General features: G+C 73.3%; 27 protein-coding genes. 14 read left to right on the forward strand and 13 right to left on the reverse strand.

Annotation, left to right across the window (positions count from 1 at the left end; all coding sequences use genetic code 11):
• On the forward strand, positions 1-494 hold a 494-nt coding region (locus ABT299_RS47070), incomplete at its 5' end, for an aldehyde dehydrogenase family protein (protein ID WP_500254787.1).
• Positions 495-610: 116 nt separating this feature from the next.
• Here ABT299_RS47070 and ABT299_RS47075 read toward each other — a convergent pair.
• The 6 genes from ABT299_RS47075 to sigJ all read right to left on the reverse strand — a co-directional run bounded on the left by ABT299_RS47075 (position 611) and on the right by sigJ (position 6,196).
• The gene (locus tag ABT299_RS47075; protein WP_500254788.1) at positions 611-1,621 is read right to left on the reverse strand and encodes a DUF1259 domain-containing protein; all 1,011 of its coding nucleotides are present in this window, start codon (positions 1,619-1,621) and stop codon (positions 611-613) included.
• Between the two features lie 204 nt (positions 1,622-1,825).
• A complete protein-coding gene (locus ABT299_RS47080) occupies positions 1,826-2,485 on the reverse strand; it encodes a response regulator (protein ID WP_500254789.1) in 660 nt (219 codons plus the stop codon).
• Positions 2,482-3,471: a sensor histidine kinase gene (locus tag ABT299_RS47085; protein ID WP_500254790.1), complete on the reverse strand. Its 990-nt coding sequence runs from the start codon at positions 3,469-3,471 to the stop codon at positions 2,482-2,484. The genes ABT299_RS47080 and ABT299_RS47085 overlap by 4 nt, the downstream gene beginning before the upstream one ends.
• Positions 3,472-3,729: 258 nt before the next feature.
• The gene (locus ABT299_RS47090; RefSeq protein ID WP_433135994.1) at positions 3,730-4,089 is read right to left on the reverse strand and encodes a TraR/DksA family transcriptional regulator; all 360 of its coding nucleotides are present in this window, start codon (positions 4,087-4,089) and stop codon (positions 3,730-3,732) included.
• Positions 4,090-4,242: 153 nt separating this feature from the next.
• Positions 4,243-5,100 (reverse strand): SAM-dependent methyltransferase, encoded by an 858-nt coding sequence (locus ABT299_RS47095; protein ID WP_500254791.1) that lies wholly within the window; start codon positions 5,098-5,100, stop codon positions 4,243-4,245.
• A 157-nt stretch (positions 5,101-5,257) separates the two neighbouring features.
• Positions 5,258-6,196, reverse strand: coding sequence for an RNA polymerase sigma factor SigJ (gene sigJ / locus ABT299_RS47100; protein ID WP_500254792.1), 939 nt, complete (start codon positions 6,194-6,196; stop codon positions 5,258-5,260).
• Between the two features lie 156 nt (positions 6,197-6,352).
• On the opposite strand from sigJ, the gene ABT299_RS47105 reads away from it, so the two are divergent.
• Positions 6,353-6,982, forward strand: a complete 630-nt coding sequence (locus tag ABT299_RS47105; protein ID WP_190855036.1) for an LUD domain-containing protein — start codon at positions 6,353-6,355, stop codon at positions 6,980-6,982.
• Between the two features lie 157 nt (positions 6,983-7,139).
• Here the strand turns inward: ABT299_RS47105 and ABT299_RS47110 are convergent, their stop codons facing one another.
• Entirely contained in the window at positions 7,140-7,415 is a 276-nt protein-coding gene (locus tag ABT299_RS47110; protein WP_500254793.1) for a hypothetical protein, read from the reverse strand.
• 202 nt (positions 7,416-7,617) lie between these two features.
• Between ABT299_RS47110 and ABT299_RS47115 the strand changes: the two genes are divergently transcribed.
• Entirely contained in the window at positions 7,618-8,127 is a 510-nt protein-coding gene (locus ABT299_RS47115) for a hypothetical protein (RefSeq protein WP_500254794.1), read from the forward strand.
• A gap of 25 nt (positions 8,128-8,152) precedes the next feature.
• Here the strand turns inward: ABT299_RS47115 and ABT299_RS47120 are convergent, their stop codons facing one another.
• Complete coding sequence (locus tag ABT299_RS47120) at positions 8,153-8,674, reverse strand: GNAT family N-acetyltransferase (protein ID WP_500254802.1); 522 nt, start codon at positions 8,672-8,674, stop codon at positions 8,153-8,155.
• Positions 8,675-8,847: 173 nt separating this feature from the next.
• On the opposite strand from ABT299_RS47120, the gene ABT299_RS47125 reads away from it, so the two are divergent.
• A complete protein-coding gene (locus ABT299_RS47125; protein WP_500254795.1) occupies positions 8,848-10,434 on the forward strand; it encodes an N-acyl-D-amino-acid deacylase family protein in 1,587 nt (528 codons plus the stop codon).
• A 29-nt stretch (positions 10,435-10,463) separates the two neighbouring features.
• On the opposite strand, the gene ABT299_RS47130 is transcribed toward ABT299_RS47125, so the two are convergent.
• From ABT299_RS47130 to ABT299_RS47140, 3 genes are all read right to left on the reverse strand, one after another.
• Entirely contained in the window at positions 10,464-11,114 is a 651-nt protein-coding gene (locus tag ABT299_RS47130; RefSeq protein WP_500254796.1) for a class I SAM-dependent methyltransferase, read from the reverse strand.
• Positions 11,115-11,255: 141 nt separating this feature from the next.
• Positions 11,256-12,308, reverse strand: coding sequence for an alpha/beta fold hydrolase (locus tag ABT299_RS47135; protein WP_500254797.1), 1,053 nt, complete (start codon positions 12,306-12,308; stop codon positions 11,256-11,258).
• A gap of 145 nt (positions 12,309-12,453) precedes the next feature.
• Positions 12,454-13,098 carry a TetR/AcrR family transcriptional regulator gene (locus ABT299_RS47140; protein WP_347256616.1) on the reverse strand — a complete coding sequence of 215 codons (645 nt, stop codon included), beginning with the start codon at positions 13,096-13,098 and terminating at the stop codon, positions 12,454-12,456.
• 151 nt (positions 13,099-13,249) lie between these two features.
• Between ABT299_RS47140 and ABT299_RS47145 the strand changes: the two genes are divergently transcribed.
• Both ABT299_RS47145 and ABT299_RS47150 read left to right on the forward strand, forming a co-directional pair.
• Positions 13,250-14,539 carry an outer membrane protein assembly factor BamB family protein gene (locus ABT299_RS47145; protein ID WP_500254798.1) on the forward strand — a complete coding sequence of 430 codons (1,290 nt, stop codon included), beginning with the start codon at positions 13,250-13,252 and terminating at the stop codon, positions 14,537-14,539.
• Between the two features lie 91 nt (positions 14,540-14,630).
• A complete protein-coding gene (locus ABT299_RS47150; RefSeq protein ID WP_387026704.1) occupies positions 14,631-15,410 on the forward strand; it encodes an OBAP family protein in 780 nt (259 codons plus the stop codon).
• On the opposite strand, the gene ABT299_RS47155 is transcribed toward ABT299_RS47150, so the two are convergent.
• Positions 15,400-16,509, reverse strand: a complete 1,110-nt coding sequence (locus tag ABT299_RS47155) for a serine hydrolase domain-containing protein (RefSeq protein WP_500254799.1) — start codon at positions 16,507-16,509, stop codon at positions 15,400-15,402. The genes ABT299_RS47150 and ABT299_RS47155 overlap by 11 nt on opposite strands.
• A gap of 201 nt (positions 16,510-16,710) precedes the next feature.
• Here ABT299_RS47155 and ABT299_RS47160 point away from each other — a divergent pair, with 201 nt between their 5' ends.
• On the forward strand, positions 16,711-17,574 hold the full coding sequence (locus ABT299_RS47160; protein WP_500254800.1) for a hypothetical protein: 864 nt from the start codon (positions 16,711-16,713) through the stop codon (positions 17,572-17,574).
• Positions 17,575-17,668: 94 nt separating this feature from the next.
• On the opposite strand, the gene ABT299_RS47165 is transcribed toward ABT299_RS47160, so the two are convergent.
• Positions 17,669-18,367, reverse strand: coding sequence for an FCD domain-containing protein (locus tag ABT299_RS47165; RefSeq protein ID WP_190855061.1), 699 nt, complete (start codon positions 18,365-18,367; stop codon positions 17,669-17,671).
• 137 nt (positions 18,368-18,504) lie between these two features.
• On the opposite strand from ABT299_RS47165, the gene ABT299_RS47170 reads away from it, so the two are divergent.
• The 7 genes from ABT299_RS47170 to dgoD are packed head-to-tail and all read left to right on the forward strand — an operon-like array spanning position 18,505 to position 26,046.
• A complete protein-coding gene (locus ABT299_RS47170; protein WP_190855064.1) occupies positions 18,505-19,491 on the forward strand; it encodes a substrate-binding domain-containing protein in 987 nt (328 codons plus the stop codon).
• Positions 19,492-19,510: 19 nt separating this feature from the next.
• Positions 19,511-21,007 carry a sugar ABC transporter ATP-binding protein gene (locus tag ABT299_RS47175; protein ID WP_190855066.1) on the forward strand — a complete coding sequence of 499 codons (1,497 nt, stop codon included), beginning with the start codon at positions 19,511-19,513 and terminating at the stop codon, positions 21,005-21,007.
• A gap of 30 nt (positions 21,008-21,037) precedes the next feature.
• The gene (locus ABT299_RS47180) at positions 21,038-22,060 is read left to right on the forward strand and encodes an ABC transporter permease (protein ID WP_500199138.1); all 1,023 of its coding nucleotides are present in this window, start codon (positions 21,038-21,040) and stop codon (positions 22,058-22,060) included.
• Between the two features lie 11 nt (positions 22,061-22,071).
• A complete protein-coding gene (locus ABT299_RS47185; protein WP_387026699.1) occupies positions 22,072-23,178 on the forward strand; it encodes a zinc-dependent alcohol dehydrogenase family protein in 1,107 nt (368 codons plus the stop codon).
• A 29-nt stretch (positions 23,179-23,207) separates the two neighbouring features.
• Positions 23,208-24,158 carry a DUF4380 domain-containing protein gene (locus ABT299_RS47190; RefSeq protein ID WP_500254801.1) on the forward strand — a complete coding sequence of 317 codons (951 nt, stop codon included), beginning with the start codon at positions 23,208-23,210 and terminating at the stop codon, positions 24,156-24,158.
• On the forward strand, positions 24,155-24,904 hold the full coding sequence (locus ABT299_RS47195) for an SDR family NAD(P)-dependent oxidoreductase (protein WP_387026697.1): 750 nt from the start codon (positions 24,155-24,157) through the stop codon (positions 24,902-24,904). Before ABT299_RS47190 ends, ABT299_RS47195 begins: the two co-directional genes overlap by 4 nt.
• On the forward strand, positions 24,901-26,046 hold the full coding sequence (dgoD, locus tag ABT299_RS47200; protein ID WP_190855075.1) for a galactonate dehydratase: 1,146 nt from the start codon (positions 24,901-24,903) through the stop codon (positions 26,044-26,046). Before ABT299_RS47195 ends, dgoD begins: the two co-directional genes overlap by 4 nt.
• The last annotated feature ends 56 nt before the right edge of the window (positions 26,047-26,102 follow it).

Here is a 26,102-nt window from a genome sequence, read left to right on the forward strand (position 1 = left end):
CCGACAAGATCACCGCCGTCACCGGCGCCGCCAACCCCGTCACCGGCCCCTACTTCAACTTCTCCACCCCCGAACCCACCGGCGTCGTCGCCATCGCGGCACCCGACGACCCGCTCCTCGGCCTGGTCTCGGTACTCGCACCCGCGATCGTCACCGGCAACACCACCGTCGTCATCGCCTCCGAACCCGCACCACTCCCCGCGATCACCCTCGCCGAAGTCCTCGCCACCAGCGACCTACCCGGCGGGGTGGTGAACATCCTCACCGGACACCGCACCGAACTGGCCCCCTGGCTCGCCTCCCACATGGACGTCAACGCCATCGACCTCACCGGCGTCGCGCCCGACCAGGCCCCCGAACTCGAACGGGCCGCCGCCGGCAACCTCAAACGCGTCCTGCGTTCGGCCGGTGCCGACTGGGCCGCCGCCCCCGGCATCGACCGGATGACCGCGTTCCTGGAGACCAAGACGGTCTGGCACCCGGTCGGCATCTGAGTTCGCCGTCCACCCGTGCGTGCGCGGTGGCGCTGGAACACGCGCCACCGCGCACGAACGGACGCGCTGGACGAGCCACCCGCGCCGGCATGGTGAGATACCCGCGAAGCCGCCGGTCAGGGGTGCCGTGCGGCCGTGCGGTCGAGTCCTTCGCGGACCTGAACGGCGAGCGCGACGGGATCGCCGACGCGGAACATGTGCGAGAAGAACAGCTGCGGGTGCTCGGCGGTCTCCTGGTTGTAGAGGCAGCCCACCTGCCAGTGCTTGTGGCGCATGACCGTGATGACCGGCTGCGTCTCGTTCGACGTCATGGAGAAGTCGGGCACCACCGCCGCCTTGCCGCCCGGGAGCGGCTGGAACTGGACGCTGGTGGACACCCCGAGGTCCGGGCTGACGATCACGCCGCCGAGCCTGATCCTGTCGGTGCGTGGCACGGTCACCGTGACGATCCCGTTCTCGCCGACGGTGGCGTCACCGCCGAGGATCTTCGCCAGCTTCCTGGTGGGGAGCGGGGTCTGGGGGTTCGGCGGCGAATGCTGCGGCAGCGGCGTGGACGTCACGCCGATGACGGCGCGTATGGCGCCGGCCAGCCGGAGCGGGTTCCCGATGGCGCGGAAATGCAGGAACCACACCATCGGGCGCAGGTCGTACAGGTGCTGGTGCTGCGCCTGGAACGTGATCCCGTGGGCGATGAACGCGTCGATGACCGGCTGGATCTCCTGCGACTTCAGGGCCAGGTCGCCGTTGAGGATCGCCTTCCCGTGCCCGAGCGACTGGAAGAACAGCTCGTGCTGGATCTGGAAGCCGTCCTTGAACCGCACCCGGGGCTGGCCGCCGGTGACGTGGAGGTCCGTGCGGTCGATGTCGACTTCGAGGACCCCGCTGCTGCTCACGTGGCCATCGGCCTGCAGGATCTTCTCGATCTTCTTGACCGGAAGCCGGTCCGTCGCGATTCTGGTGTGCGCGCCGGCGTTCGGGTGAATTGCCGAGTCGGCCGTCGACGCCGTGGCGGTGCCGGCGCCCGCCGCGCCTCCGCCGACGACGAGGCCGGCGAGAAGCGTGACCGCGCCGCAGAACCGGCCGACCGCTCCGCGCCGCGTTGTTCCCGATGAACAGAGTACGATCACGTGTTTCCTCCTTGGGTCGGTTCAGCTCTGCCCTGACCTGGGCAAGCGCGAACGCGAGCGATGATCAGGGGAGTGCATCGCCAGGGCATCGCGGTGCGCGGGAACCGGTGAAGGAGGACGCCGGGCGGTCAACCATTTCCCTTGAAGGGATTTATTTCCTGAACGGGGGATCTCGCCCTATTTATGGCGGGAATTGGTGGCAGGTCAGGGTTCGATGAGCCCCGTGCGGATGGCGTAGCGGAGCAGTTCCAGACGGTCCTTCATGCCGAGTTTGGCGAGGATGTTGGCGCGGTGCCGTTCCACGGTCTTGACGCTGATGACGAGCGTGGCCGCGATCTCCTTGGACGAGTGGCCCTCGGCGACGAGCTTCAGGATCTCCTCTTCGCGGGGCGTGAGGACGGTGTCGGGGTCCCGCCCGGCGCCGGCCTGGGCGAGGTACGTCCGGATCAGCGTCGTGACCGCGCCCGGGTACAGGAACGGCTCGCCGCGCATCGCGGCGCGGCACGCGATGATCAGGTCGCGGTCCGCCAGCGACTTGAGCACGTAGCCCGCCGCGCCCGCCTTCAGCGCCTCGAACAGGTACTGCTCGTTGTCGTGCATGGTCAGGATGAGGATGCGCAGGTCCGGACGGGTGCGGGAGAGCTCGCGGGCGGCCTGCAGGCCGGTCATCCGCGGCATCGCGACGTCGAGGACCGCCAGGTCCGCCGCGACGGCGCCGACGCCGGACAGCAGTTCGATCGCCTCCGCGCCGTCACCGGCCTCGGCGACGACCTCCAGGTCCGGTTCGCCGTCGAGGATGAGCCGGACGCCGCGGCGCACCAGCGCGTGGTCGTCGGCGAGCAGGATCCGGGTCGGGCGTGTCATGGCCGCTCCTCGACGGGCCGGTCCGCGCCGGCGAGCGAGGCGTGGACGGTGGGGACGCGCAGGTCGAGCCGGGTGCCGCCGCCCGGGCCGGTGCGCAGGTCCAGGGCGCCGCCGACCAGCAGCGCGCGTTCGCGCATGCCGCGGATCCCGGCGCCCTCGGGGGCGCCGCCGAGCCCTTCGCCGTCGTCCTCGACGCGCAGGAGGACGCCGCGGTCGCCGTCGGCGCGCAGGTCGAGGACGACGCTCGCGGCGCCCGAGTGCCGGGCGGCGTTGGTCAGGGCCTCCTGGGCGACCCGGTACAGGACCAGTTCGACCTGCGGGTCGAGCGGCGGCAGCCCGTGCTGCACCTGCCGCCGCACGCGCAGCGTCGTATGGGTGTCGAACTGGGCGGCGAGCGCGGCGAGGGCGCTCGCCAGGCCCAGGTCCTCAAGGACGTCCGGGCGCAGGCGGCGGGCGATGCGCCGCACCTCGTCGAGGCTCTCGCGGGTCATCTCCTGGGCGTTCCGCAGGTCGCGCCGCACCTGCGGCGGAGCCGTGTCCGTGACGCGCTTGAGGTCGAGCAGCAGCGCGGTCAGGCTCTGGCCGATCTCGTCGTGCAGCTCCCGGGCCACGCGGCGGCGCTCGTCCTCCTGGGCGGACAGGGCGCGGGCGGCGCTGGTGCCGCGTTCGGCCTCCAGGCGCCGCAGCATCTGGTTGAAGGTGTCGATCAGCGCGGCGATCTCGCCGCTCCCGGTGACCGGCAGGCGCTGGCCGGGACGCAGCAGGTCGACGGTCGCCATCAGGCGGGCGAGCCTGCCCAGCGGGGCGAGACCCCACCACAGCAGCACGGCGTTGGCCGCCAGCATCACCGCGAGCCCGGTCGCGAGGACGAGCGCCTCGGTCAGCCGGATCGGCACCGACACCGTCCACGGGCCGACCATCAACAGGATTGTGGCCACCGCTCCCACCAGGGTGTTCAGCCAGAACACCCGCCAGAACAGCCGCACTGGCCGCGCTTCCTCCCCTGCCGTCCCCGTGCCGCCGCGTCGCGCGGCGCACACTCGTCCCCACGGTATCCGCCCTCTCACCTGCCCTCTCGCATCGTGCCGCCGTCCGGTCGCGCGGGGCCGATCGGGCGCGGCGCCTGTGCGCGTGGCCGTGGGCGCCCGTCCGCGCCGGGCGTGCACGCCGTGCGGCGCGGAAATGGGTGCCGCCCCCGATGGCGGGCGGCGCACCCCTCGCTCGTGATCGTGGACGGGCGCGCCTCAGCGGCCAGTGCGGTTCCGCTTTCCCTGGCACTTAACGCAGAACCGTACATAGGGCAGGATTTCCAGCCGCCCGGCGGGAATCGGCTGGGCGCATCCTTCGCACCGCCCGTACGTGCCTTCCTCGAGCCGCCGCAGCGCGCTGTCGATCTCCGTCAGGCTCTGCCGCAGATTCTCCATGCGGGCGTAGTCCGCTTCCTCGGTCTGCTCCACCGAGACCTGCTCGACCGACTGCTCCAGCACGCCCAGTTGCGACGCGCGGCGGCGCCGTTCGCCTTCCAGGCGCTGCTTCATTTCCCGCGCCGCGGCGTCGCCCAGCGCGTGCCTGCCCGTGGCGCCGTCGTCCACGCTCGTCGTCATGCGGTGTCAGTCCCTTCCGCAACCCGAACATCCCGAGATGTACCTGAATCCACCATGGGGCCATCGGCATGCGGCGCCATATCGGGTCCGGCACCCATTTCGTGTGGGGGACGCGGTGCAGATCGGAAGGTTCGCGGGGGACGTCCTCCGCCGTTACGGCTTGCGGGCGATACCGCCGTACCAGTTGACCTGGTCCGCCGCCGGGCGGGGAGCGTCGCCGTCGGGGCGCCATTCCGACACCAGGGTCACTCCGGGGTCCAGCAGGTCCAGGCCGTCGAAGGCGAGGGCGGTGAACGCCTCCCGGGTCCGCGCCTGGGCCGGCACGCCGCCGGCGCGGTAGGCCTGCTCCAGGCCGTGGACTCCCCGCGGGTCGTGTTCCGGGGTGACGTGCGAGGCGACCAGGAAGCTGCCGGACGGCAGCGCCTCCATCAGCTCCCTGACGATCTCGCCGGGGTGCTGCTCGTCCACGATGAAGTGCAGGATCGCCACCAGCATGAGAGCGACGGGCCGGTCGAGGTCCAGGGTGGTGCGGACGGCGGGATCGGCCAGGATCGCCGCCGGCCGGCGCAGGTCGGCGTGGACGTAGGCGGTCCTGCCCTCCGGCGTGCCGATGAGCAGTGACCGGGCGTGGGCCAGCACGATCGGGTCGTTGTCGACGTACACGACGCGGCAGGCGGGGTCCTCGGCCTGGGCGACCTCGTGGACGTTGCCGGCGCTGGGCAGGCCGGCGCCGATGTCGAGGAACTGGGTGATCCCGTGCTCGCGGACCAGGTGGCGGACGGCCCGGCCCAGGAACGAGCGGTTCTCCCGGACGGCGATCCGCACCGCCTGCCAGCTGCGCGCCGCGATCTCCGCGGTGTCCCGGTCGACCTGGTAATGGTCCTTGCCGCCCAGGTAGTAGTCGTACATCCGGGCCGAGTGCGCGACCGTCGTGTCGATCCGCACCGGTTCGCCGGCCGGGCGGGACACGGCGCTCGGCGCTTCCCATGCTTTCCGGACACGCTCGGACACCCTGGCCTCCTCCGTGGATCGCCGACAAACGTGATCATATTTGTAAAAAGCGGCCGGGTTGGGCGGGGACACGTTCTGTTCTCCCCTTGGTCGCCGTGCTCGCGCCGCGCCAGAGGAGAATCGACGCGCGCCCGGCCGTCCCACCGGTCGAAAAGCGTCAGCCCTCTGTCCAGGGGCGGAGTTTCTCCGGATTGCGCACGGCCCAGATCTGCTTGACCCGGTCGTCGACGATCTCGAACGCGAACACGGTAACGGTGACCCCGTCGAGCCGGGCGACCAGGCCGGGCCGGCCGTTGACCGTGCGCTCCAGGAGCGTCATGCCGGCGGGCATCCGGTCGGCGATCTCCATCCAGCCGCGGGCGATCGGCTCGGCGCCCTCGATGGGGTCGAGGAAGGCCATGGCGAGGCCGCCGCCATCGGCGACCGCCGTGGCGTCGGGATCGAGCAGGCCGATCAGGGCCTCGATGTCCTTGGCCTCCCACGCCGCCTTGAAGGCCCGGACGATGCCGGCCTGCTTGGCGACGGGCGGCGCCGGATCCCGGAGGACGGAGAGGCGGCGGCGGGCCGAGGAGGCGAGCTGGCGGCATGCGGCCGGGGTGCGGCCGGTGACCTCGGCCACGTCGGCGAACGGGAAGCGGAAGACGTCGTGGAGGATGAACGCCACGCGCTCGGCCGGGGTCATCGACTCCAGCACGACGAGGAAGGCCATGTTGACCGACTCGTCCAGCGTGACCCGGTCGGCGGGGTCGGCCGCGGTGCCGTCCGCCCGGCCGGCGGCCCACTCGGCGGGCTCGGGCAGCGGCTCGGGAAGCCATGCGCCCACGTAGCGTTCGCGGCGCGCCCGCGCCGACTTGAGCGTGTTGAGGCAGATGCGGCCGGCGACCGTGGTCAGCCATGCGCCGGGCGACTCGATGGCGTCCCGTTGCGGGCGGGACATGGCGTACCAGCGCGCGTAGGTCTCCTGGACGGCGTCCTCGGCCTCGGCCAGCGAGCCGAGCAGCCGGTAGGCGAGATTGATCAGCTGCCGCCGCTCGCCCATGATCACGCTGAGGGCTGGATCGGTCCGGTCGGGTCCCGGCCTGGACGTGTCGCTCATGTGTTGTCGCCGGCTCTCTTCTCGGTCTCGTGCGGGCTCACCACTTCGACAAGGCACCGGGCCGGAATGTGAGGTCCGCGGGCGCCTCACATTCCGCGGGGCCGTCCTGTCGTACCAGCAGAGACGAACCCACCGTGCAACGACCCAGGAGGAATCATGAGCACTTCGGCTCCGGCGACATCGTTCACCGGCCCGGCGCCCGCGGAGGCGCTGGAGCGGGCGGCCGCCGCGTTGAGGGACAACAATTTCGCCGTCGAGATCCTCGATGACGCCGCCGCCGCGCGTGCCCGCGTCCAGGACCTGGTTCCGGCAGGCGCCACCGTCTTCACCGGGGCCAGCGAGACCCTCCGGCTGTCCGGCATCGACGAGGACCTCAACCGCAGCGGTCGCTACGACTCGGTCAAGGCGCGCAGCTCCACCATGGACCGCGCCACCCAGCTGACCGAGATCTGGAGGATGCTCGCCTGCCCCGACGTCCTCGTGGGCAGCGTCGCCGCGGTCACCGAGACCGGCTCCCTGGTCGCCGCCTCCGCCAGCGGAAGCCAGCTGGCCGGCTACTCCGGTGCCGCGCCCCAGGTGATCTGGGTCGTCGGGGCGCAGAAGGTGGTGCCCGACCTGAGCACCGCGCTGCGCCGCATCGAGGACCACTGCGTCCCGCTGGAGAACGAGCGCTGCATGGAGGCCTACGGGGTGCCCAGCGCCCTCAACCGCATCCTCGTCCTCAACGCGGAACCTCACCCCGGGCGCGGGACCGTCCTGCTGGTCCGCGAGGCCATCGGTTTCTGACCCGCTCGGAGCCGCCGAGCCGCGCCGCTCCCGGACGGGACGTGGCGGTCGGCACCGGTGCGGCACCGGCCTCCGGACGACCTGGAGGCCGGTGCCGATCGGGGCCGCTCATGCCGGGGAGCATTTCGGCGGGCACGAGGCACAGCGGCGGTGAGGGCTACTGCCAGATCTCGAGGACCCACCCGGCGCCGCTGACGTAGATGCACTTGTAGGGCCAGCCCTCGCGCTCGTACTGCTGGCCGGCGTCGATGCACTTCGAATGGGTGCCGTAGCTCCCGACGTCCCACCAGGTCGCCGCGGGCGCTGCGGGAGAGGCTTGAGCGGGGACCGCCGCGACGCCGGTCACGACTCCGATGCCGATCGTCGTGAGAGCGGCGGCGGCGAGAGCGGTCGCACGGGTACGTGAACCCAGTGCGCGAGATCGTGCGGACATGGAATGTCCCTTCGTTGTCCGGGAGGCACGTGCCTTGGCGGCCTCACTGGATGCCGTTGAGACGATCGCCAGGGCCGAAATGTGACATCCCCTTTGTTTCGGGCGCCCGGTTCGACCGCGCGCGTTGGTCCCCCGCGCGGGTGAATCGTCTCGCCCGCGAGCGGGAGGTGCGCGGCCCGGCCGGTCCGCGATCGTCGGAGCCATGACGATCCGACGAGCCGGGACGGCCGCCTTCGCATGGGTGATGGGATTTCTGCTCTGGCATGTGGTGTGGGCGCTGACCGGCCTGTCCATGCCGGACCCCGGCCACCACCACGGCTCCGCCCGGGTGGCCGTGCAGGTGTTCATGGCCCTGGTCTGGGTGATGACGGCGGTCGGCGTGCTCACGCCGCTGGCGATGATGCGCGGCTGGCGCTGGTTCCCGTCCCGCCTTCAGCTGGCCGCCTGCTGGGCGGGCTGCGCACTGCTCGGCCTGCGCGGCGGGACCGGCGTCGTCGACGACGTGGTCCGCTGGCTGGACGTCCTCCCGAAGGGCCTGTCCGGCCTCACCACCGCCGAGGTGTACGGCACCTCCCATCCGTCAGGTTGGGCGGTCACCGCCGGCGCCTTCACCGACATCCTGTTCGTCGCCGGAGGCGTGGTCTTCGGCCTTGCCGCGCGAAGCCTGCACCGGCCGGCCCGCGCCGCCTACCGTCCCGGCCTCGCGGAGTGAGCGCCGGGCGGGTGACGTGCTCGGCTCACAGAGCCGGGGACCCGCCGGTCAACTCGTCTGCCAGCAGGTCCATGAGGAGACCGTCGTGCCAGGTGCCGTCGATACCGCGTTCGTACTGCCGCATGACGCCGACCGGCCGGAACCCGACCTTCTCGTAGCAGCGGATGGCGGCGGTGTTCGCGACGGCCGGGTCGATGGTGATCCGGTGGTGACCGTGGTCGTCGAACACATGCCGCGCGAGGGTCCGGATGGCGTCGGGGCCCAGGCCGCGCCCGCGCACGGACGGGTCGAGGTAGATGTCGATGCCGGCGCGCCGGTAGTCGGGGTCCTGCTCCGCATACCACTGGATCAGGCCGGCGGTGCGGCCCTCGTGCTCGATGACCAGCTGCGCGACGTCGGTATCGGCGAGCTCGCTGGCCACTTCGGCGGCGAGGTCGGGGCCGCCGCGCCACCACTGGTGGACTTCCGGCGTCGCGCGGATCGCCGCCAGCGCGGGCACGTCCGCCTCCGTCGCGGGCCGCAGGGTCACCGACTCACCGTGGAGGATCTTGGGCACGGCCCGACGATATCCGCGGCACCGCCGCCGAGCGACCGGTTATTGCCGGCGGCTCGCGGGCCTTGGTGGAGTGGCGTTGAACCCGCCGCCAGAGGAGGCAACGTGCACGACGCAGACCACCGCCTCGCCCGGGCGGCGTTCCGCCTGCGGGAGGCGGTGCGACCGTGATCGACCTGCTGGTCAGCGGCGGGACCGTCGTCGACGGCACCGGGACGCCGCCCCGCCGCGCCGACGTCGCCGTCCTCGGCGGGCGCGTCGAGGCGGTCGGCGACCTCGCCGGGCGGCCCGCCGCCCGGACCCTGGACGCGTCCGGTCATGTGGTGGCCCCCGGGTTCGTCGACGTGCACACCCACTCGGACCTGACGCTGCTGTCCGCGCCGGAGGCGCACAGCGCGGTCCGGCAGGGCGTCACGACGGTCGTGATCGGCAACTGCGGGCTCGGCGTGGCGCCCGTCGCCGCCGATCCGGGCGCGCTCCGGGCCGCCGCCGGGTACCTGGACCTCGACCCGTCGGTCCGGTGGGACTGGACGGACCTGCCCGGGCATCTCGCGGCGCTGGACACCGCGCGCCCGTCGGTGAACGTGGCCGCCCTGGTCGCGCACACGCCGCTGCGCGCGGCGGCCGTGGGGTTCGAGGACCGTCCCGCGGACGCGGCCGCGCTCGACCGGATGCGCGGCTTGCTCGGCGACGCGCTCTCCGCCGGCGCGGCGGGCGTCTCCACCGGTCTCGCCTACGCCCCGCCCTGCTACGCCCGGGAGGACGAGTTGGAGGTGCTCGGCCGCACCGCCGCCGCGTTCGGCCGGCTGTTCGCCTGGCACGTGCGCGACTACGCAGACGGGCTGCTCGACTCCGTCCGGCAGGCGCTGCGGGTCGCGGCGGCCACCGGCTGCCGTACCCAGATCTCCCACCTGATCGCCGTCGGCCGCCGCAACCACGGGTCGGTCGCGCGCGCTCTGGACCTGATCGACGCGGCGCGTTCGTCCGGGCTGGACGTGGCCTTCGACGTCTACCCGTACCTGGCGGGCAACGCGCCGCTGTCGCAGCTGCTGCCTTACTGGGCGCAGGAGGGCGGAGAGGAGAGGATGCGGGCACGGCTGCGAGACAGGGACGCCCGCGCGCGCGTCGCCCGCGCGTGGCGGGACATGCCCAACTCCTGGGACGAGATCACCATCAGCCGCGTCCCCGACGCCGCGGCGGTGGGGGAGGAGGACCCCGTCGGCTGGACCGTGTCCGCCTTCGCCGCCGGCACGGGGAAGGACCCGAGCGCCGCCGTCCTCGACCTGGTCGCCGCGCACGGCAACGGCGTCCAGATGATCGCGGGCGGGCGCGGCGAACGGGACCTGCTCGACGCGCTCGCCCACCCCGCGGCCGTGATCGGATCCGACGGGCAGGCGCTCGACCCGGACGGCCCCACCGGACGGGGCGCCCCGCACCCCCGCTCGTACGGCTGCTACCCGCGGCTGTTCGCCGAGTACGTCTGCACCGGGCCGCTTCAGCTCACCGAAGCGGTGCACAAGTGCACGCTCGCGGCCGCCGAGCGCGCCGGGCTCACCGGTCGCGGCGCGCTCCGTCCCGGCGCGGCCGCCGACATCGTCGTGTTCGACCCCGCCAGGATCACCGACCGGGCCACGTACACCGCACCCCAGCGGTATCCGGACGGCATCCGCGCGGTCGTCGTCGGCGGACGCCCCGTGGTCGAGGACGGCGCGCACTGCGGCGCACGTCCCGGCGAGATCCTGCGCGTCCCCTGATCGCGTTCCCGCTCCGGCCGCGCGGCCGCTCAGCGCACCGCGACACCGGCGATCTGCGTCCGGACAGGGACGAAACCGGACCGGAACCGGAACTCGGTGATCTCCACCGAGGCGAACCCGGCCGCGCGGACGGCGGCCGCGGTGTCCCGGTCGGTGCGGCAGCCCTCGAAAGCCCACCGCCACGGCCGGCGCACCAGCCGCTGGACGCGCCGCACGGGGCCGTGCGGCGCGGCGACGTGCTCGATGAACGCGAACCGGCCGCCGGGCCGCAGGATCCGGTGGACCTCCCGGAGCACCTGGGCCGGGTCCTGGACGCTGCAGAGCACCCACGTGCACATCACGGCGTCCACGCTCGCGTCCTCCAAGTCGATCGCCTCGCCCGGCACCGGATGGACGATCAGGTCGATGCCCTGGACGGCGGCCGTGCGCGCCAGCCGCCGATGGAAGTACGGGTTCGGCTCGATGGCGTGCACGGTCGTCTCCGGCGGCAGGTAGCGCAGGTTCGGCCCGTTGCCGGCGCCGATCTCGGCGACGACGCCGCCGGCCCGGGGGAGGATCCGCCGCTTGTGCCCGGCGAGCCGCCGGTCGGTGTAACCGGCCGTCAGCGCGAAGAACGCCGAGTTCAGGCGTCCGCGTACCGGGTTCGGGCTCAGTGCCGGCAGGGTGCTGGCGTCGGGCATGTGGCGCTCCTCGAACGTCGATGCCGCCGATGGGAAGGCCGGCCGTCCTGATGGCGGGCGCGGCGGCCCCTGAAGGATCCGACGGCGTACGGCGTCCTGTCAGGCGGGGAACTACGCCAGGCGCTACCCGAGTCCGCTACCTCAGCGGTCGCGCCGGGCCCACCAGGCGGCGATCTGGGCGCGGGAGCGGACGCCGAGCCGCTGGCGGATCCGTTCGACGTGGCCTTCGGCGGAGCGCTCCTTGATCCCGAGGCGCCGGGCGATCTGGCGGTTGCTCAGCCCGTCCGCGACCAGGGCCGCGACCTGGAGCTGCCGGGGAGTGAGCACATCGTCCACGGACCCCGGGCCGTGCCACCGGGGCGGGCTCGCGGTCTCGCCCAGGTACTCCAGGACGGCGCGGACCAGCGGCGCGGAGTCCCCGGCCCAGGGGAAGTGGCCGCGGCCGGGGAGCGTCGTCAGCCGCGCGCCGGGAATCCGCGCGGCCAGGTCCCGCCCGAGCCGGTACGGGATCGCCCGGTCACCGCGCCGGTGCAGCACCAGGGTCGGCGTGACGACCCTGTCCAGCTCGTCCACCACGCGTGCGTCGTAGCACTGGTCCAGCAGTTCGCAGGCGAACTCCGCGGTGGCCGTGCCTCGCTGCAACCGCGTGAAGTGCCTTCTGCTGTCGGCGTCGGCGTCGGCCATGAAGATGTCGGCCAGCACGTCCGAGCCGAGCCCCCAGTGGGCGCGCACCATGCCGAGCAGAGCCGTCCGGACCTGCGGGGACGCGACCTGCCGGCCGTCGGCGTAACCGCCGTAGACGACCAGGCGCCCGACGCGCTCCGGATGCCGTACGGCGAACGCCAGCGCCGTCGCCGCCGCAGTCGACACGCCCAGCAGGTCGAAGCGGTCCTGCAGCAGGTGGCCGGCGACCGTCCGCAGCACCTGCACGTCGGTGTCCAGCGTCTGGCGGCCTGGCCACGGATCGGACAGCCCGCAGCCGGGCTTGTCGTACAGCACCACCGTCCGGCGCGCGGCCAGCGGAACGAGGAACGCGCGGACGGCCGGGTCCTGCCACAGCAGTTCCAGGTGGCTGATCCAGGCGGGAGGGACGATCAGCAGGGGCCCGTCGCCGACCGTGGCGTACGCGATCCGCGCCCCGCCCTCGGCGGCGCAGAAACGGATCTCGAAGCGCGGTTCCCGGCCGCCGTCCATCACTCGGCCCCCACTCGCCGTCCTCGGAACAGGCCGGCCCCGCGGCCGACCTCCGTCAACGTCGCATATCGCCATGCTCGACCGCCAACGCGCGCGGCCCTTCGAGCCGGGACGGCCGGACACGGCCATCTCCGCGCCCGCGCCCTCAGAGCGTGATCTTGTATCGGCCCAGCAGGATCTGCAGGAGCTCGTCGGCGATCTCCTCCAGGGTCGCGTCGACCCACCCCACGACCCAGTCGTGCATGAGGCCGTTGACGGCGCCGATGAAGCCGGTGGCGGCGATGCGGTAGTTGCCCGGGGGCATCTCGCCGCGCTCGACGGCCTGGTCCGCGGTCCGGCCGATGAAGTCGATCCAGACGGCGCGGCGTTCGAGGCGCCGGCGGTCCATCCGCGGGCTGACACCGATGATCTCGACGTAGGCGATGCGGGCGTGCCGCGGGTCGGAGGTGGCCCCCTGGACGTAGGCGTGCAGCATCGCGGTGATGCGCTCGGGCAGTGACCGGTCCTGGACGCGGGGGAGCACCTCGACGACGGCCCGCTCGGCGACGTCGTTGACGTACAGGTGCAGGTCGGCCAGGAGGTCTTCGAGGGTGCGGTACTCCTCGTAGAACTGGCGCGTCGAGAGCCCGGCCGTCCTGCACAGGTCGGCGAGCCGGGTGCCCCGGTACCCCGGACCGGCGCCGAACATCTCCAGGCCCGCCTCGCGGAACCGGCGGCGCCGCTCGGCCCGCCGCTCGTCCGCGTCCTTGCCCCGGTACCGGCCCGCTCCGGGGGTGATCCTGCCCGTCACTCCGCGCCCTCCGCCTGGTGCTGCAGAGAATCTTCCCGCATCGCCCTTGTGACGGGCGTCACCCCCGCCTACCATCCAGTAACCAAAGTCTGAAAACGGCCAATTTCAGACTTCTCCGGCCCGCGTTTCCCACCCCCCAGGGAGAAGCACCATGCACGCTGAACCCGCCCCCGCCCGGAACCTCCCCGCCCCCAGGCGCCGGCGCCTGCGGGGCCTCGCCGCGGCGGCCGTGCTGGCCGCCTGCGCCATCGCCCCGGTCTCCGGCCCCATCGGCTCCGCCGCCGCGCAGGCCGCGCCGCTGCGCGAGGTGATGTTCGTCGGCAACAACTGGGACGGCACCGCCGACGTCATCAACCCCGGCGGCGACTTCGCCAAGATCGGCCGTATCGACGTCGTCCCCGACAAGGCCCAGCGCCTGACGGAGATCTACACCAACCCCGTCCGCCTCGCCGTCTTCCTCGGCATCCGGGCGACCGCCGGCGAGGGGCACGACCAGCTCGTCGACGACCTGTACTCCACCCCCGACGGCAGTGCCCTCGTCGCCTCGCGGCCCAGCTTCGGCGACGTCGTCTCCATCGACCTGACCACCGGGAAGGTCAGGTGGCGCTTCCAGGTGTCGGGCTACCGCGCCGACCACATGGCCGTCTCGCCCGACGGCACCAAGGTCGCGGTCTCGGCCTCGCTCGGCAAGACCGTGCACGTGCTGGACATCAACACCGGCAAGCAGCTCGGGTCGTTCGCCTCCGGCGACAAGCCCCACGAGAGCATCTTCACCGCCGACGGCAAGTACATCTGGAACATGTCCATCGGCAACGTCGAGACCGACCTCGACGACCCCTCCCTCGACTGGACCAAGGGCGACCGGCACATCACCATCGCCGACGCGACCACCTACAAGGTCGTCAAGACCATCGACATGCGCTCGCGCCTGGACGCGTTCGGCCGCAAGGACCTGTCCAACGCCGTCCGCCCCGCGGTGTTCACCCCCGACTTCTCCAAGCTGTACTTCCAGGTCTCCTTCTTCAACGGCTTCATCGAGTACGACGTCGCCACCGACAAGATCACCCGCATCAGGACGCTGCCGAAGAACCCCGCCACCAGCGACGACCGCACGACCTTCGTCAACGACTCGCGCCACCACGGCCTGTCCATGAGCCCCGACGGCGCCAAGCTGTGCGTCGCCGGGACCATGGACGACTACGCGACCGTCGTCGACCGCGCCACCCTCCAGGAGGGCCCGCTCGTCACCGCGTCCAAGCCGTACTGGGCCACCGTCAGCGGCGACGGCCGCGACTGCGTCATCTCCGAGAGCGGCGCCGACCAGGTCACCGCGATCGACTTCGCCACCGGCCGCAAGGTCGTCTCCGTGCCGGTCGGCGACCACCCGCAGCGCGTCCGCATCGCCCACATCCCCGCCGGCTGGACCAGTCCCACCACCTGATCCCCTTGGCCCGCCGGGAGGCAGGGCGCGCCCTGCCTCCCGCACGCGGCCTTCCGTGGTTCGGTGTCCGGCTGCCGGGTATGCGGCGCCCATGGGGCTTACACATGGCAGATCGCGCTCGGCGCGCGGCCGGGTGCTGGCCGGGACGGTCGGCGCCGCCGCGGGCGCCGCGGCCACCGCGAGCCTGATGCTCGGCCGCAAGGCGGCCACGCTGAGCAGGACCGGCAAGGGGCACCCGCTCAAGCACCGCGCACTCGACATGGCGGCCGGCGCCATGCAGACGAAATATCCGCTCCAGGCGATGAGCACCTACCTGAACGGCTTCCACATGTACGCCGACGACATGGGGCGGCAGGTGGAGGCGTCGCATTTCTGCATTCACCTCCAGCACGACCTGCACCAGTGCGTGATCTTCGATCGCAACGCGCCCGACGCCCGCCTCATCGGCATCGAGTACATCATCACCAGGGAGCGCTTCGACGGCCTGCCCGACGACGAGAAGCGGCTGTGGCACAGCCACCACTACGAGGTGAAGTCGGGCATCCTGGTGGCCCCGGGCATCCCCGACATGGCCGAGCGGGCCTACTTCGAGGACCTCGTGACGACCTATGGGAAGACGTTCCACACGTGGCAGTACGACCGCGACGACTTCCCGTACGGAGTCCCGCAACTGATGATGGGCCTGACGGAGGACGGCCAGGCCGACGAGGAGCTGATCCACTCCCGCGACCGCAGGCTCGGCGTCTCGACGCCGGGCAAGCGGCAGGACCGGGCCGGCATCCCGATGCCGGAGGTGGCCCCGGGCGCCAACGCGTGGGAGAGCGGCCGGACCGTCCAGACCAGGCTGGAGGAGACGGCCTTCAGGCGGTGAGGCGACCGAGGCCGTCGTAGGCGGCCGCGATGACCTCCATTCCCCGCTCGTCGTCCGCGGGTTCGCGCATCTGGTTCGTCACGTACGCCACCGCCATCCGGGCGCCGGGTTCGACCACGACGATCGACCCGCCCCAGCCGCCCCAGCCGAAGGCGCCGCCGAACAGCCCGTAGCCCAGGCCGTACCGGACCGGCATGCCCAGGAGGCGGTCCACGCCCTGGAACTGTTCGTCCCGCGCGCGATCACAACCCGCCTGCGACAGCAGCCGCCGTCCCCCTATCGCACCTCCGCAAGCCATGACCGACTGCACGAGAGCGACCGAGCGGGCGTTGCCGAATCCGCTCGCCGCCGGGATCTGCGCACGGCGCCAGGCGACGCTATTGCCGTCCCGCACCCGTACGGTGGTGGCGCCGGTCGCGGGGGACGCGCCACTGCCGGGCGCGCTGGCGGCATAACCCTCGTCCCGGGACGGCGGCGGGACCGTGAGCGCCACCCGGTGGTCGTGCTCGGCGGGCAACCCGATGTGGAAGTCCGCGCCCAGCGGCGCGGCGACCTCCTCGGCGAAGAACCCGCCGACGCTCCGGCCCGTGATCCGGCGGACGACCTCGCCGACGAGGAACCCCTGGGTGAGCGAGTGGTACCCGGCCGTGCTCCCCGGTTCCCACCGCGGAGCCTGCGCCTCCAGGCGGGCGGTGGCGGACGGCCAGTCATAGAGCTCCTCGACCGGACCGTCCCAGTCGGGCAGGCCCGCCGTGTGCGAGAGCAGGTGCCGCACCAGCACCTTCTCCTTGCCCGCCGCGGCGAACTCCGGCCAGTACCGCGCGACCGGCGCGCCGAGGTCGAGGTCGCCGCGGTCGGCCAGCACCAGCGCGCACAGCGCCGTCATCGTCTTGGTGACCGACCAGACGTTGGTGATCGTGTCGCGCCGCCAGGGGACCGTGCGGTCCGCGTCGGCGAACCCGCCCCAGACGTCCACGACGGGCTCGCCGTCCACGAAGACCGCGACCGAGCCGCCCGCGTCCCCGCCGTCCAGCGACCCGGCCAGCGCCTCGGACACCGCGGAGAACGGGGCGTCGCAGGACCCCTGAATGTCGGCCATGCGCAGTATTCAGCGCCCATGCTCCGCCGAAAGCAACCGGATTTCTCCGCGACCGAGGGCCGACAGGACGGCGGCCAGGGTTCGCGCAGGCGGCAGCGCGGGGGTCGATTTTGTGGCCAACCTCGGCTAGAGCGGTGTGTAGCCGCCCGATCACTGCTTGACTCGGGAGTGGACGAGGTCGCCGGCCGTGAGGAGAGCACGGTGTCGCTGTATCTGATCAAGGGCCAGTACCGGATCGTGCACAGCCAGCCCGACGGGGACTCCGTGCACTTCTTCCCCAGCACCGCGGACGCGTTCACCCACCTGCACCTGAACGTGCGCCTCGGCGCGAGCGGCGCGGCCCAGCTGCGGCTGGACGCGATCGACGCGCTGGAGACCCACTACACGCCGCCCGGCCACGGCGGCCACACCATGCACCAGCCGCTGGAGCTCGCCCACGCCGCCGGCGCCCGGCTGCTGGAGCTGATCGGGTTCTCCGGCGTGGTCCGCGACGGCGAGGTCGTCACCGGCGCGACCCCGGACGCCACCCCCGGGTACATCCTGACCCGGTTCGGCGACAAGTACGGCCGCCCCGTCGCGTTCGCCTTCGCCGGCGACACCGACCGGCCCGACCTGGGGCCGGTGTTCACCGACCCGGCGCTGCTGAAGACGAGCGTGAACCACCGGCTGCTGGCCGACGGCCTGGTCTACCCGACCTTCTACAGCAAGCTCTACCCCGACCTGCGCGCCACGCTGACCGAGGCCGCCGACGCCGCCCGCGCGGCGAAGACGGGGGTCTGGGCCTCCGACGCCACCACCGGCGGCGCCACCCTCCACGCCCAGGACGACCTGTCCGAGCGGCTGGTCATCCTGCCCAAGCTGTTCCGCCGCCTCGCCGAGTACTACGCCCTCGCGCCGGGCGACCCCTCGCTCGCCGGCTTCAAGGCGTACATGGCCACCCTCAACGACCGGCTGTACGTCATCTCCGACGCCCACGCGACCGGGTTCGACACCGTCATCGAGGTCACCGGCGACACCGTCCGGCTCACCAAGCCCATCACCGACCTGATCTTCATCGAGGGCTAGCCCGGACGCGCCGGGGGCGTCGCCCGCATCGGGCCCTGGCGGATGATCCGCGCCCGACCGGCCCGCCCGCGCCCTGTCCGGCGGGGCGGCGGCGTCAGTCGGCGGTGAGGGTGTCGAGGTCGTGCGCGGCCTTGACGAGGAGGTCGTGCATGGCCTTCTCCGCGCGGTCCGGGTCGGCGTCGCGGACGGCGTCGAGGACCGCGCGGTGGCTCGGGACGGGGTCGTCGTGGGGGCGGACGCCGTGCACGAGGCGGTCGCGCTCGGCGAGGCCGACCTCGATGACGACCTCCATCCGCTCCAGCAGCTCGTTGTGGGTGGCGGTGAGAAGGCCACGGTGGAAGTCCAGGTCGGCCTGGACGGCGCGGGCGAGGTCGCCGTCGGCCGCTTTCATGGCGGCGAGGGCCTCGTCCAGGGCGGCGAGGTCGTCGGGGGTGCGGCGCAGGGCCGCGTAGCGGGCCGCCTGGGGCTCGATGATGCCGCGCACCTCGGCCAGGTTCTGCAGGAACGCCTGGTCGTCGCGGTTGGCGAACTGCCAGCGGATGACGTCGGGGTCGAGGAGGCTCCAGTCGGAGCGGGGGCGCACGAACGTGCCCCGCTTCTGCCGCGAGGCGACCAGGCCCTTCGCCGCGAGCACCTTCAGCGCCTCGCGCAGCGCGGTGAGGCTGACGTCCAGCTCGTCGCCGAGCGCGGCCACGTCGATGGTGTCGCCGGGGTTCAGCTCACCGCCGAGGATGCGTCGCGCGATCTCCTGCACCGTCTGGCCGTGCAGTCCGCGCTCCGAGTAGCGCACCACGGGAGGCCCCCTCCTTCGCTCGTCCGCCGAGTACCCTAGCCCTCACAGTGTAATCATAAATTAGGAATTAATATTGACAGCACCCGGCCGGGGGCATTAGACAAGGTCAGCAGGTTGCCGGAACGAGGAGTACGTCGATGAAGCATGCCAAGCGCCGTCTGGCGGCCGTGCTCATGGCGGTCGCGGCGGTCCTGGCGGTCACGGCCGCCTGCGGCCGGGTGGGCGAGCACGGGCGCATCGGCGTCGTGTACCTGAACGCCGAGGGCTACTACGCGGGCGTGGAGCGCGGGCTGCGCTCGACGCTCGGCCATGGGGACCGGGATCCCCAGCTGGTGCAGACCAACATCCAGTCGGACCCGGCCAAGGAGAGTTCGTTCATCAACACGATGAGCTCGGCGAAGGTCGACGCGCTCATCGTGTCCCCGGCGTCGGCGACGGCGTCGATCCCGGCGCTGCGCCTCGCCAAGGAGAGCGGCGTCCCGGTGATCTGCTACAACACCTGCATCGAGGACGCGGAGGCGCGCAAGTACGTGCAGTCGTTCGTCCTCGGCGACCCCGCCGAGTTCGGCCGGGTCAGCGGTGAGCAGATGGCCGCCTACTTCCTGGCCGCCGGGAAGCGCGCCCCCAAGGTCGGCGTGATCAACTGCGAGCAGTTCGAGGTCTGCATCCAGCGCCGGCAGGGCTTCGAGAAGGCGCTCAAGGCGCGGGTGCCGGGCGCGAAGATCGTGGCGAACCAGCAGGGCCTCGCGCTGGACGAGGCCGTCGAGCGGGGCGAGCAGCTGCTCACGGCGCATCCCGACATCGACGCCTTCTACGGCGAGGCCGGGTCGCAGATGCTGGGCGCGGTGCGGGCCGTCGAGGCGCGCGGCAGGGCCGGCAGGACCGCCGTGTTCGGCGGCGACATGTCGGTCGACGCCGCCAAGAAGCTGCAGGACGGACGGGTCCTGAAGGGCGTCGCCGACATCTCCGGGATCAAGGTCGGGCGGCTGGCGGCCCAGGCCGCGCGGGACGTGCTGGCGGGCCGGCCGAGCGACCGGTTCGTCATCCCCGCGCCGATCGACCGGTACCTCGGCCCGAAGGACGGGGCGCGCTGGCTTCAGGAGCACTCCGATGGCATCCCGTAACCCCGAGAAGAGGAGCCGCATGAGCACGCCGCTGGTACGCGTCGCCGACGTCACCAAGCACTACCCGGGCGTCCGGGCGCTGACGGGGGCGAGCCTGGAGATCGAGGCGGGCGAGGTCCGCGCGCTCCTCGGCCGCAACGGCGCCGGGAAGTCCACCCTGATCAAGGTGCTGTCCGGGGTCGAGCGCGCCGACGCGGGCACCGTCGAGATCGGCGGCGCCCCGCTCGGCGACGGCGGCGTCCGGCGCGCCGGCGAGCTCGGGGTGCGGACCGTCCACCAGGAGCTCAGCCTGGTGCCGGGGATGACGGCCGCGGAGAACCTGTTCCTCGGCGCGTGGCCGCGGTCGGCGGCGGGCCGGGTCGACCACCCCGCGATGCGCCGCGCGGCCCGGGAGATCTTCGACCGGCTCGGCCTGGACATCGCCCCGGACGCGCAGGTCGGCGCGCTGCCGCTGGCCGAGCAGCAGCTCGTGGAGATCTGCCGGGCGGTGCGCCGCGAGCCGCGGCTGCTGATCCTGGACGAGCCGACCAGCGCGCTCGCCGCGGCCGAGGTGGAGACCGTCCTGGAGGCGGTCCGGCGGATCGCCGCGAGCGGCGTCGCGGTCGTCTACGTCAGCCACCGGCTCGACGAGATCCGGCGGATCGCGCGGACCGCGACCGTCATGCGGAACGGCGAGGTGGTCGGGACCGTCGACATGGCGACCACCTCCACCGAGGACGCGGTCGCGATGATGCTCGGCTCGGCGTACGAGGCGGCGGTCCGGCCGCGGGCCCGCGCCGTGCACCGCGACGGCACGCCGCTGCTGTCGGTGTCGGGGCTGAGCGTCCCGCCGAAGGTCGCCGACGTGTCCTTCGACCTGTACCCGGGCGAGATCCTCGGGCTGGCCGGGCTGATGGGGTCGGGCCGCACCGAGGTGCTGCGCGCGATCGCCGGGTTCGAGCCGGCCGCCGCCGGGACCGTCCGGGTGGACGGCCGGGAGGTGCCGCGGGTGACCGCGGCCGGGATGAAGCGCCGCGGCGTCGGGCTGACGCCGGAGGACCGCAAGAGCGAGGCGATCGTCCCGCTGCTCGGCGTCGGCGAGAACATGGTGATGTCGGACTTCCGGGCGGTGAGCAGCGGCACGTCCGTGGTGCCGGCCCGGATCGACCGGGCCGCGCGCGGGCTGATCGAGCGGCTGTCGATCGCCACCGCCTCCACCCGCACCCCGATCGCCGCGCTGAGCGGCGGCAACCAGCAGAAGGCCGTGATCGGCCGGTGGCTGCACGCGGGCAGCCGGATCCTGCTGCTGGACGAGCCGACGCGCGGCGTGGACGTGGAGGCCAAGGAGGGCATCTACCGGCTGGTCCGGGAGCTGGCCGACCGGGGCGCCGCCGTGCTGTTCGTGTCCGGCGAGCTGGAGGAGCTGCCGCTGGTGTGCGACCGCGTCATCGCGCTGCGCGGCGGGACGGTCGCCGCCGAGTTCACCGGCGACGAGGTGACCGTGGACGCCGTGCTATCCGCCGCGATGGCGGCCTGAGTGACCCGCCCTGAGAGACGAGGAGAGACCATGACCACCACTCGGACCGTCCCGCCGCCCGGCGGGACGCGCATCACGGGCGTGGCGGGGCGCCTGCTGAACGGCCGGTCGCACCAGCTGAACGAGATCGGCCTGCTGGTCGCGATCGTCGCGCTGTACGTGGCGCTCGGCAGTTCCGCCGCGGGCTTCCTGTCGGTGCACAACCAGCTCGGCATCCTGCGGGACGCCGCCACCGTCGGCATCGCCGCCTGGGGCGTCACGCTGGTCATCATCGCCGGGGAGATCGACATCAGCATCGGCCCGGCGACGGCGTTCTCCTCGGTGCTGGTCGCCAAGGGCGCCACCGAGTGGGGCCTCGGCGTCGGCGGCGCGATCGTGGTGACCCTGCTGCTCGGCGTGGTGTGGGGCGCGATCGCGGGCTGGCTGCGCGCGGTGTTCGACGTGCCGTCGTTCATCACGACGCTCGGGCTGTGGAGCATCCTCGGCGGCCTCGGGCTCTACCTCACCGACGCGCTGCCGGTGACGCTGCCCGACAGCGGCGTGTTCGACGTCCTCGGCGGGGACGTCGCGGGGATCCCGACGTCGGCGATCGTGATGCTGGTGCTGTTCGGGGTCTTCGCCTACGTCGCCCGGTTCACCGCGTACGGGCGGTCGGTCTACACGATCGGCGGCAACGCGGGCGCGGCGCGGCTTGCGGGCATCAACCTGACCCGGATCCGGGTGCTGCTGTTCGCCACGACCGGGCTGCTGTCGGCGGTCACCGGGATCCTGCTGGCGGCCCGGCTCGGCTCCGGCAGCGGCGGCGCGGCGTCCGGGCTGGAGTTCGACGTGATCGCGGCGGTGGTCATCGGCGGGACGGCGCTGGCCGGGGGCCGCGGCGGGATGCTCGGCACCCTGCTCGGCGTCGTGTTCATCACCGTGATCGGCAACGGCCTGGTGCTGCTCGGCGTGGACTCCTTCCTGCAGAACGTGGTGCGCGGCGTGATCATCGTCGGCGCCGTACTGATCAACGTGGTGGTCGCGCGGCGCGGACGCGCCGGCGCGGCGGCCTGAAAGGGGGCGGTGTGACCGTGACTTCGACGACGCGGCCCGCGGGCGCCGAGGGGGCGCCGGCGCGGATGGAGGGCGTGTTCCTGCCCGGGGACTCCACCGCCGTGCTGCGGGAGTCCGACGTGCCGGAGCCCGGCCACGGGCAGGTGCTGATCGAGGTCGGCGCGTCCGGGATCTGCGGCAGCGACATCGGCTACATCTACCGGGGCTACAAGGGCTACCGCGGCGTGGACGGCCCCGCCTACCGGGGGGTGATCGCGGGGCACGAGCCGTCCGGCCGGATCGTGGCCGCCGGGCCGGGCGTGCGGCGGTTCGGCGTGGGCGACCGCGTCATCGTGTACCACATCGTGGGCTGCGGGCTCTGCGACAACTGCCGCCGCGGCCACTACATCAGCTGCGACTCCGGCCGCGAGTCCTACGGGTGGCAGCGCGACGGCGGGCACGCCCCGTACCTGCTCGCCGAGGAGCGGACCTGCGTGCCGCTGCCGGACGAGCTGTCCTACGTCGACGGCGCGCTGATCGCCTGCGGGTTCGGCACCGCCTACGAGGGGCTGCGCCGCGCCGGGGTGAGCGGCGACACCGACCTGCTGGTGGTCGGGCTCGGCCCGGTCGGGCTCGCCGCCGGGATGATCGGGCGCGGCATGGGCGCGCGGAAGGTGATCGGCGTCGAGCCGTCCGAGGCGCGCCGCGCCTGGGCCGGGACGCTCGGCGTGTTCGACGCGACCCTGCCCGCGGGCGACGGCACGGCGGAGGCGGTCGCGGACCTCACCGGGCGCGGCGGCGCGGGCGTGACGATCGACTGCTCGGGGACGCGCCCCGGCCGGAGCCTCGCGCTGGAGGCGGCGGCCGAGTGGGGCCACGTCTCGCTGGTCGGCGAGGGGGGCGACCTGTGCACCGAGGTCTCGGACACGCTGCTGCACAAGCAGCTCACGATCCACGCGTCCTGGGTGACGTCGCTGCCGGCGATGAGCGAGCTGGCGCGCAACCTCGTCGGCTGGGGGCTGCGGCCGGAGAAGGCGGTCAGCGACGTCTTCCCGCTGTCGCGGGCCGGCGAGGCGTACGCGCTGGCCGCCGGCGCGAGCAAGGGCAAGGTCGTGCTCGTCCCGGACGCGGCGCAGTGACGGCCGGAACCGGTGCCGTCGCGGGAGCCGTGCACGTCGAGACCGACACGTCCGGCCCGTACGAGGTGGTGTGGCTCGGCAACGGGGCGCTGCGGCTCGGGATCGTCCCGGCGCTGGGCGGACGGCTGCTGAGCCTCGTCCACGACGGCGACGAGCTGCTGTGGCGCAACCCGGCGCTGCTCGACGACCGGCTGCACCCCGTCGGCGGGCACCGGCCGGAACGCACCTCGGGGCCGATGGCGAACTGGCGCAACTACGGCGGCGACAAGACCTGGCCGGCGCCGCAGGGCTGGTCGTCGCCGGGGGAGTGGGCCGGGCCGCCCGACCCGGTGCTCGACTCGGGGCCGTACGCGGCCGAGGTCCGCGCGGGTTCGGACGATGCGGCGGTGGTGCTGGAAAGCGAGCACGATCCGCGGACCGGGCTGCGGCTGCGCCGGGAGATCCGGTTGCGCGCCGGTGAGCCCGGCTACGACCTGCGCGTCTCCGCCGTCAACGGGTCGCCTGCGCCGGTGCGGTGGGCGGTGTGGAACGTCGCCCAGTACCCGGGTGGTGGAACGGTCCAGGTCGGGGTGGGGCCGGGCTTCGGCGAGCCGGTCGAGCTCGCGGTCGGCACGGCCGCGCCCACCTGGACGCGCCCGCGCCCGGACACCGTCGAGGTGCCCGCGCAGGACGCCGTCGGCAAGCTCGGCTTTCCGCACGCCACAGGACGCCTGGCCTACACGCGGGCCGGGCGTCGCCTGATCATGGAGTTCGACGTCCACGACGGCGCCCCGTACCCGGACGGCGGCTCGCGCGCCGAGGTGTGGATGGAGCATCCCCTCGACCGCCCGCTGGAGCACCTCGGCGGGCTGGCGCCGCCCGCCCGGATCGTCGAGTGCGAGGCGCTCGGCCCGTGGGAGACGCTCGCGCCGGGAGCGGAGACCGCGCTCGGCGTCCGCGTGACGGTGGCGCCGGCCGGCGAGGGAGGTGGGACGCCGTGACCGCGACGCGCCCGGTCGCCGTCGTCACCGGCGCCGCCCAGGGGATCGGCGCGGCCACCGCCCGGCGGCTGGCCGCCGACGGGTACGCGGTCGCGCTCCTCGACGTGTCCGCGCAGGTGGACGAGGTCGCCGCCGCGCTGTCCGCGGACGGCGCGGAGGCGCTCGCCCTGCGCTGCGACGTGAGCGACCCCGGCGACTGGGACCGCGCCGTCCGCGCCTGCCGCGCCGGGCTCGGCCCGGTGGACGTCCTGGTGTCGAACGCCCTGCGCTACGAGCCGGGCGCGGCGGACGAGATCTCGCTGGAGTCCTGGCGGGGCCAGCTCGACGTCACGCTCACCGGGACGTTCCTCGGCGTCCGCGCGACGCTCGGCGACCTGCGCGCCAGCGACCGCGCCGCCGTCGTGATCGTGTCGTCCGTGCACGCCTCGTTCGGGCTGCCGGGACGCCCCGCGTACGCCGCCGCCAAGGCGGGGCTGACCGGGCTGACCCGGCAGCTCGCCGCCGAGTACGGGCCCGGCGTCCGGGTGAACGCCGTGCTGCCCGGTCCGGTCCTCACCGCGCAGTGGGACGGCATCGGCGAGGAGGACCGGCGGCGCAGCGCCGCCGAGACCGCGGCGGGGCGCCTCGGCCGCCCGGAGGAGGTCGCGGCGGCGATCGCGTTCCTCGCCGGCCCGGACGCCTCGTTCGTCACCGGCGTCTCGCTGCGGGTCGACGGGGGCTGGAGCATCACCAAGGGATCCGCATGAAGATCACGAGAGTGGAGACGTTCCTCGTCCCGCCGCGCTGGCTGTTCTGCCGGGTGGAGACCGACGACGGCCTCGTCGGCTGGGGCGAGCCGGTCGTCGAGGGCCGGGCCGACACGACCCGCGCCGCCGTGCACGAGCTGGCCGACCTGCTGCTCGGCGCCGACCCGCGCCGCGTCGAGGACCTGTGGCAGACCATGACCAAGGCGGCGTTCTACCGCGGCGGCCCGGTGCTGTCCAGCGCGGTCGCCGGGCTCGACCAGGCCCTGTGGGACATCCTCGGCCGCTCGCTCGGCGTCCCGGTGCACCAGCTGCTCGGCGGCGCGGTCCGCGACCGGGTCCGGGTGTACGGCTGGATCGGCGGGGACGAGCCCGGCGAGGTGGGGGAGGAGGCCGCCGCGCAGATCGCCGCCGGGCTGACCGCCGTGAAGATCAACGCCTCCGGGCGGGCCGCGCCGCTGCCGCCGCCCGCGCAGATCGACGCGATCGTGCGGCGGGCCGCCACCGTCCGGGAGGCGATCGGGGACGAGGCCGACTTCGCGGTGGACTTCCACGGCCGCATCACGGTGCCCGCCGCGCGGCGGCTCATCCCGCTGCTGGAGCCGTACCGCCCGCTGTTCGTGGAGGAGCCGGTGCTGCCGGAGCACACGCACCGGCTCGGCGACGTCGTCGCGTCCACCACCACCCCGATCGCGTGCGGCGAGCGGCTGTTCTCCCGCGCCGAGTTCCTGCCCGCGCTGCAGGCGGGGGTGGCGGTCGTCCAGCCCGACCTGTCGCACGCCGGCGGGATCTCCGAGGTGCGGCGGATCGCGTCGCTGGCCGAGGTGCACGGGGCGCTGCTCGCCCCGCACTGCCCGCTCGGCCCGCTGTCGCTCGCCGCGAGCCTGCAGGTGGCGTTCGCGACGCCGAACTTCCTGATCCAGGAGCAGAGCATCGGCATCCACTACAACGACGGCGCCGAGGTGCTCGACTACCTGGCGGACCGGTCGCCGTTCGCGTTCGTGGACGGCTCGATCGAGCGCTGGGAGGCGCCGGGCCTGGGCATAGAGATCGACGAGGACGAGGTGCGCCGCGCCGACCGGATCGGGCACCGGTGGCGCCCGCCGGTCTGGCGGCACCCGGACGGAGGGCACGCGGAATGGTGAACACGACGAACACGACGAACACGACGAACACGACGATCGCGGCGGAGCTGGAGCGG

The sequence above is a fragment of the Spirillospora sp. NPDC000708 genome (assembly GCF_040299565.1).
Taxonomy (GTDB): domain Bacteria; phylum Actinomycetota; class Actinomycetes; order Streptosporangiales; family Streptosporangiaceae; genus Spirillospora.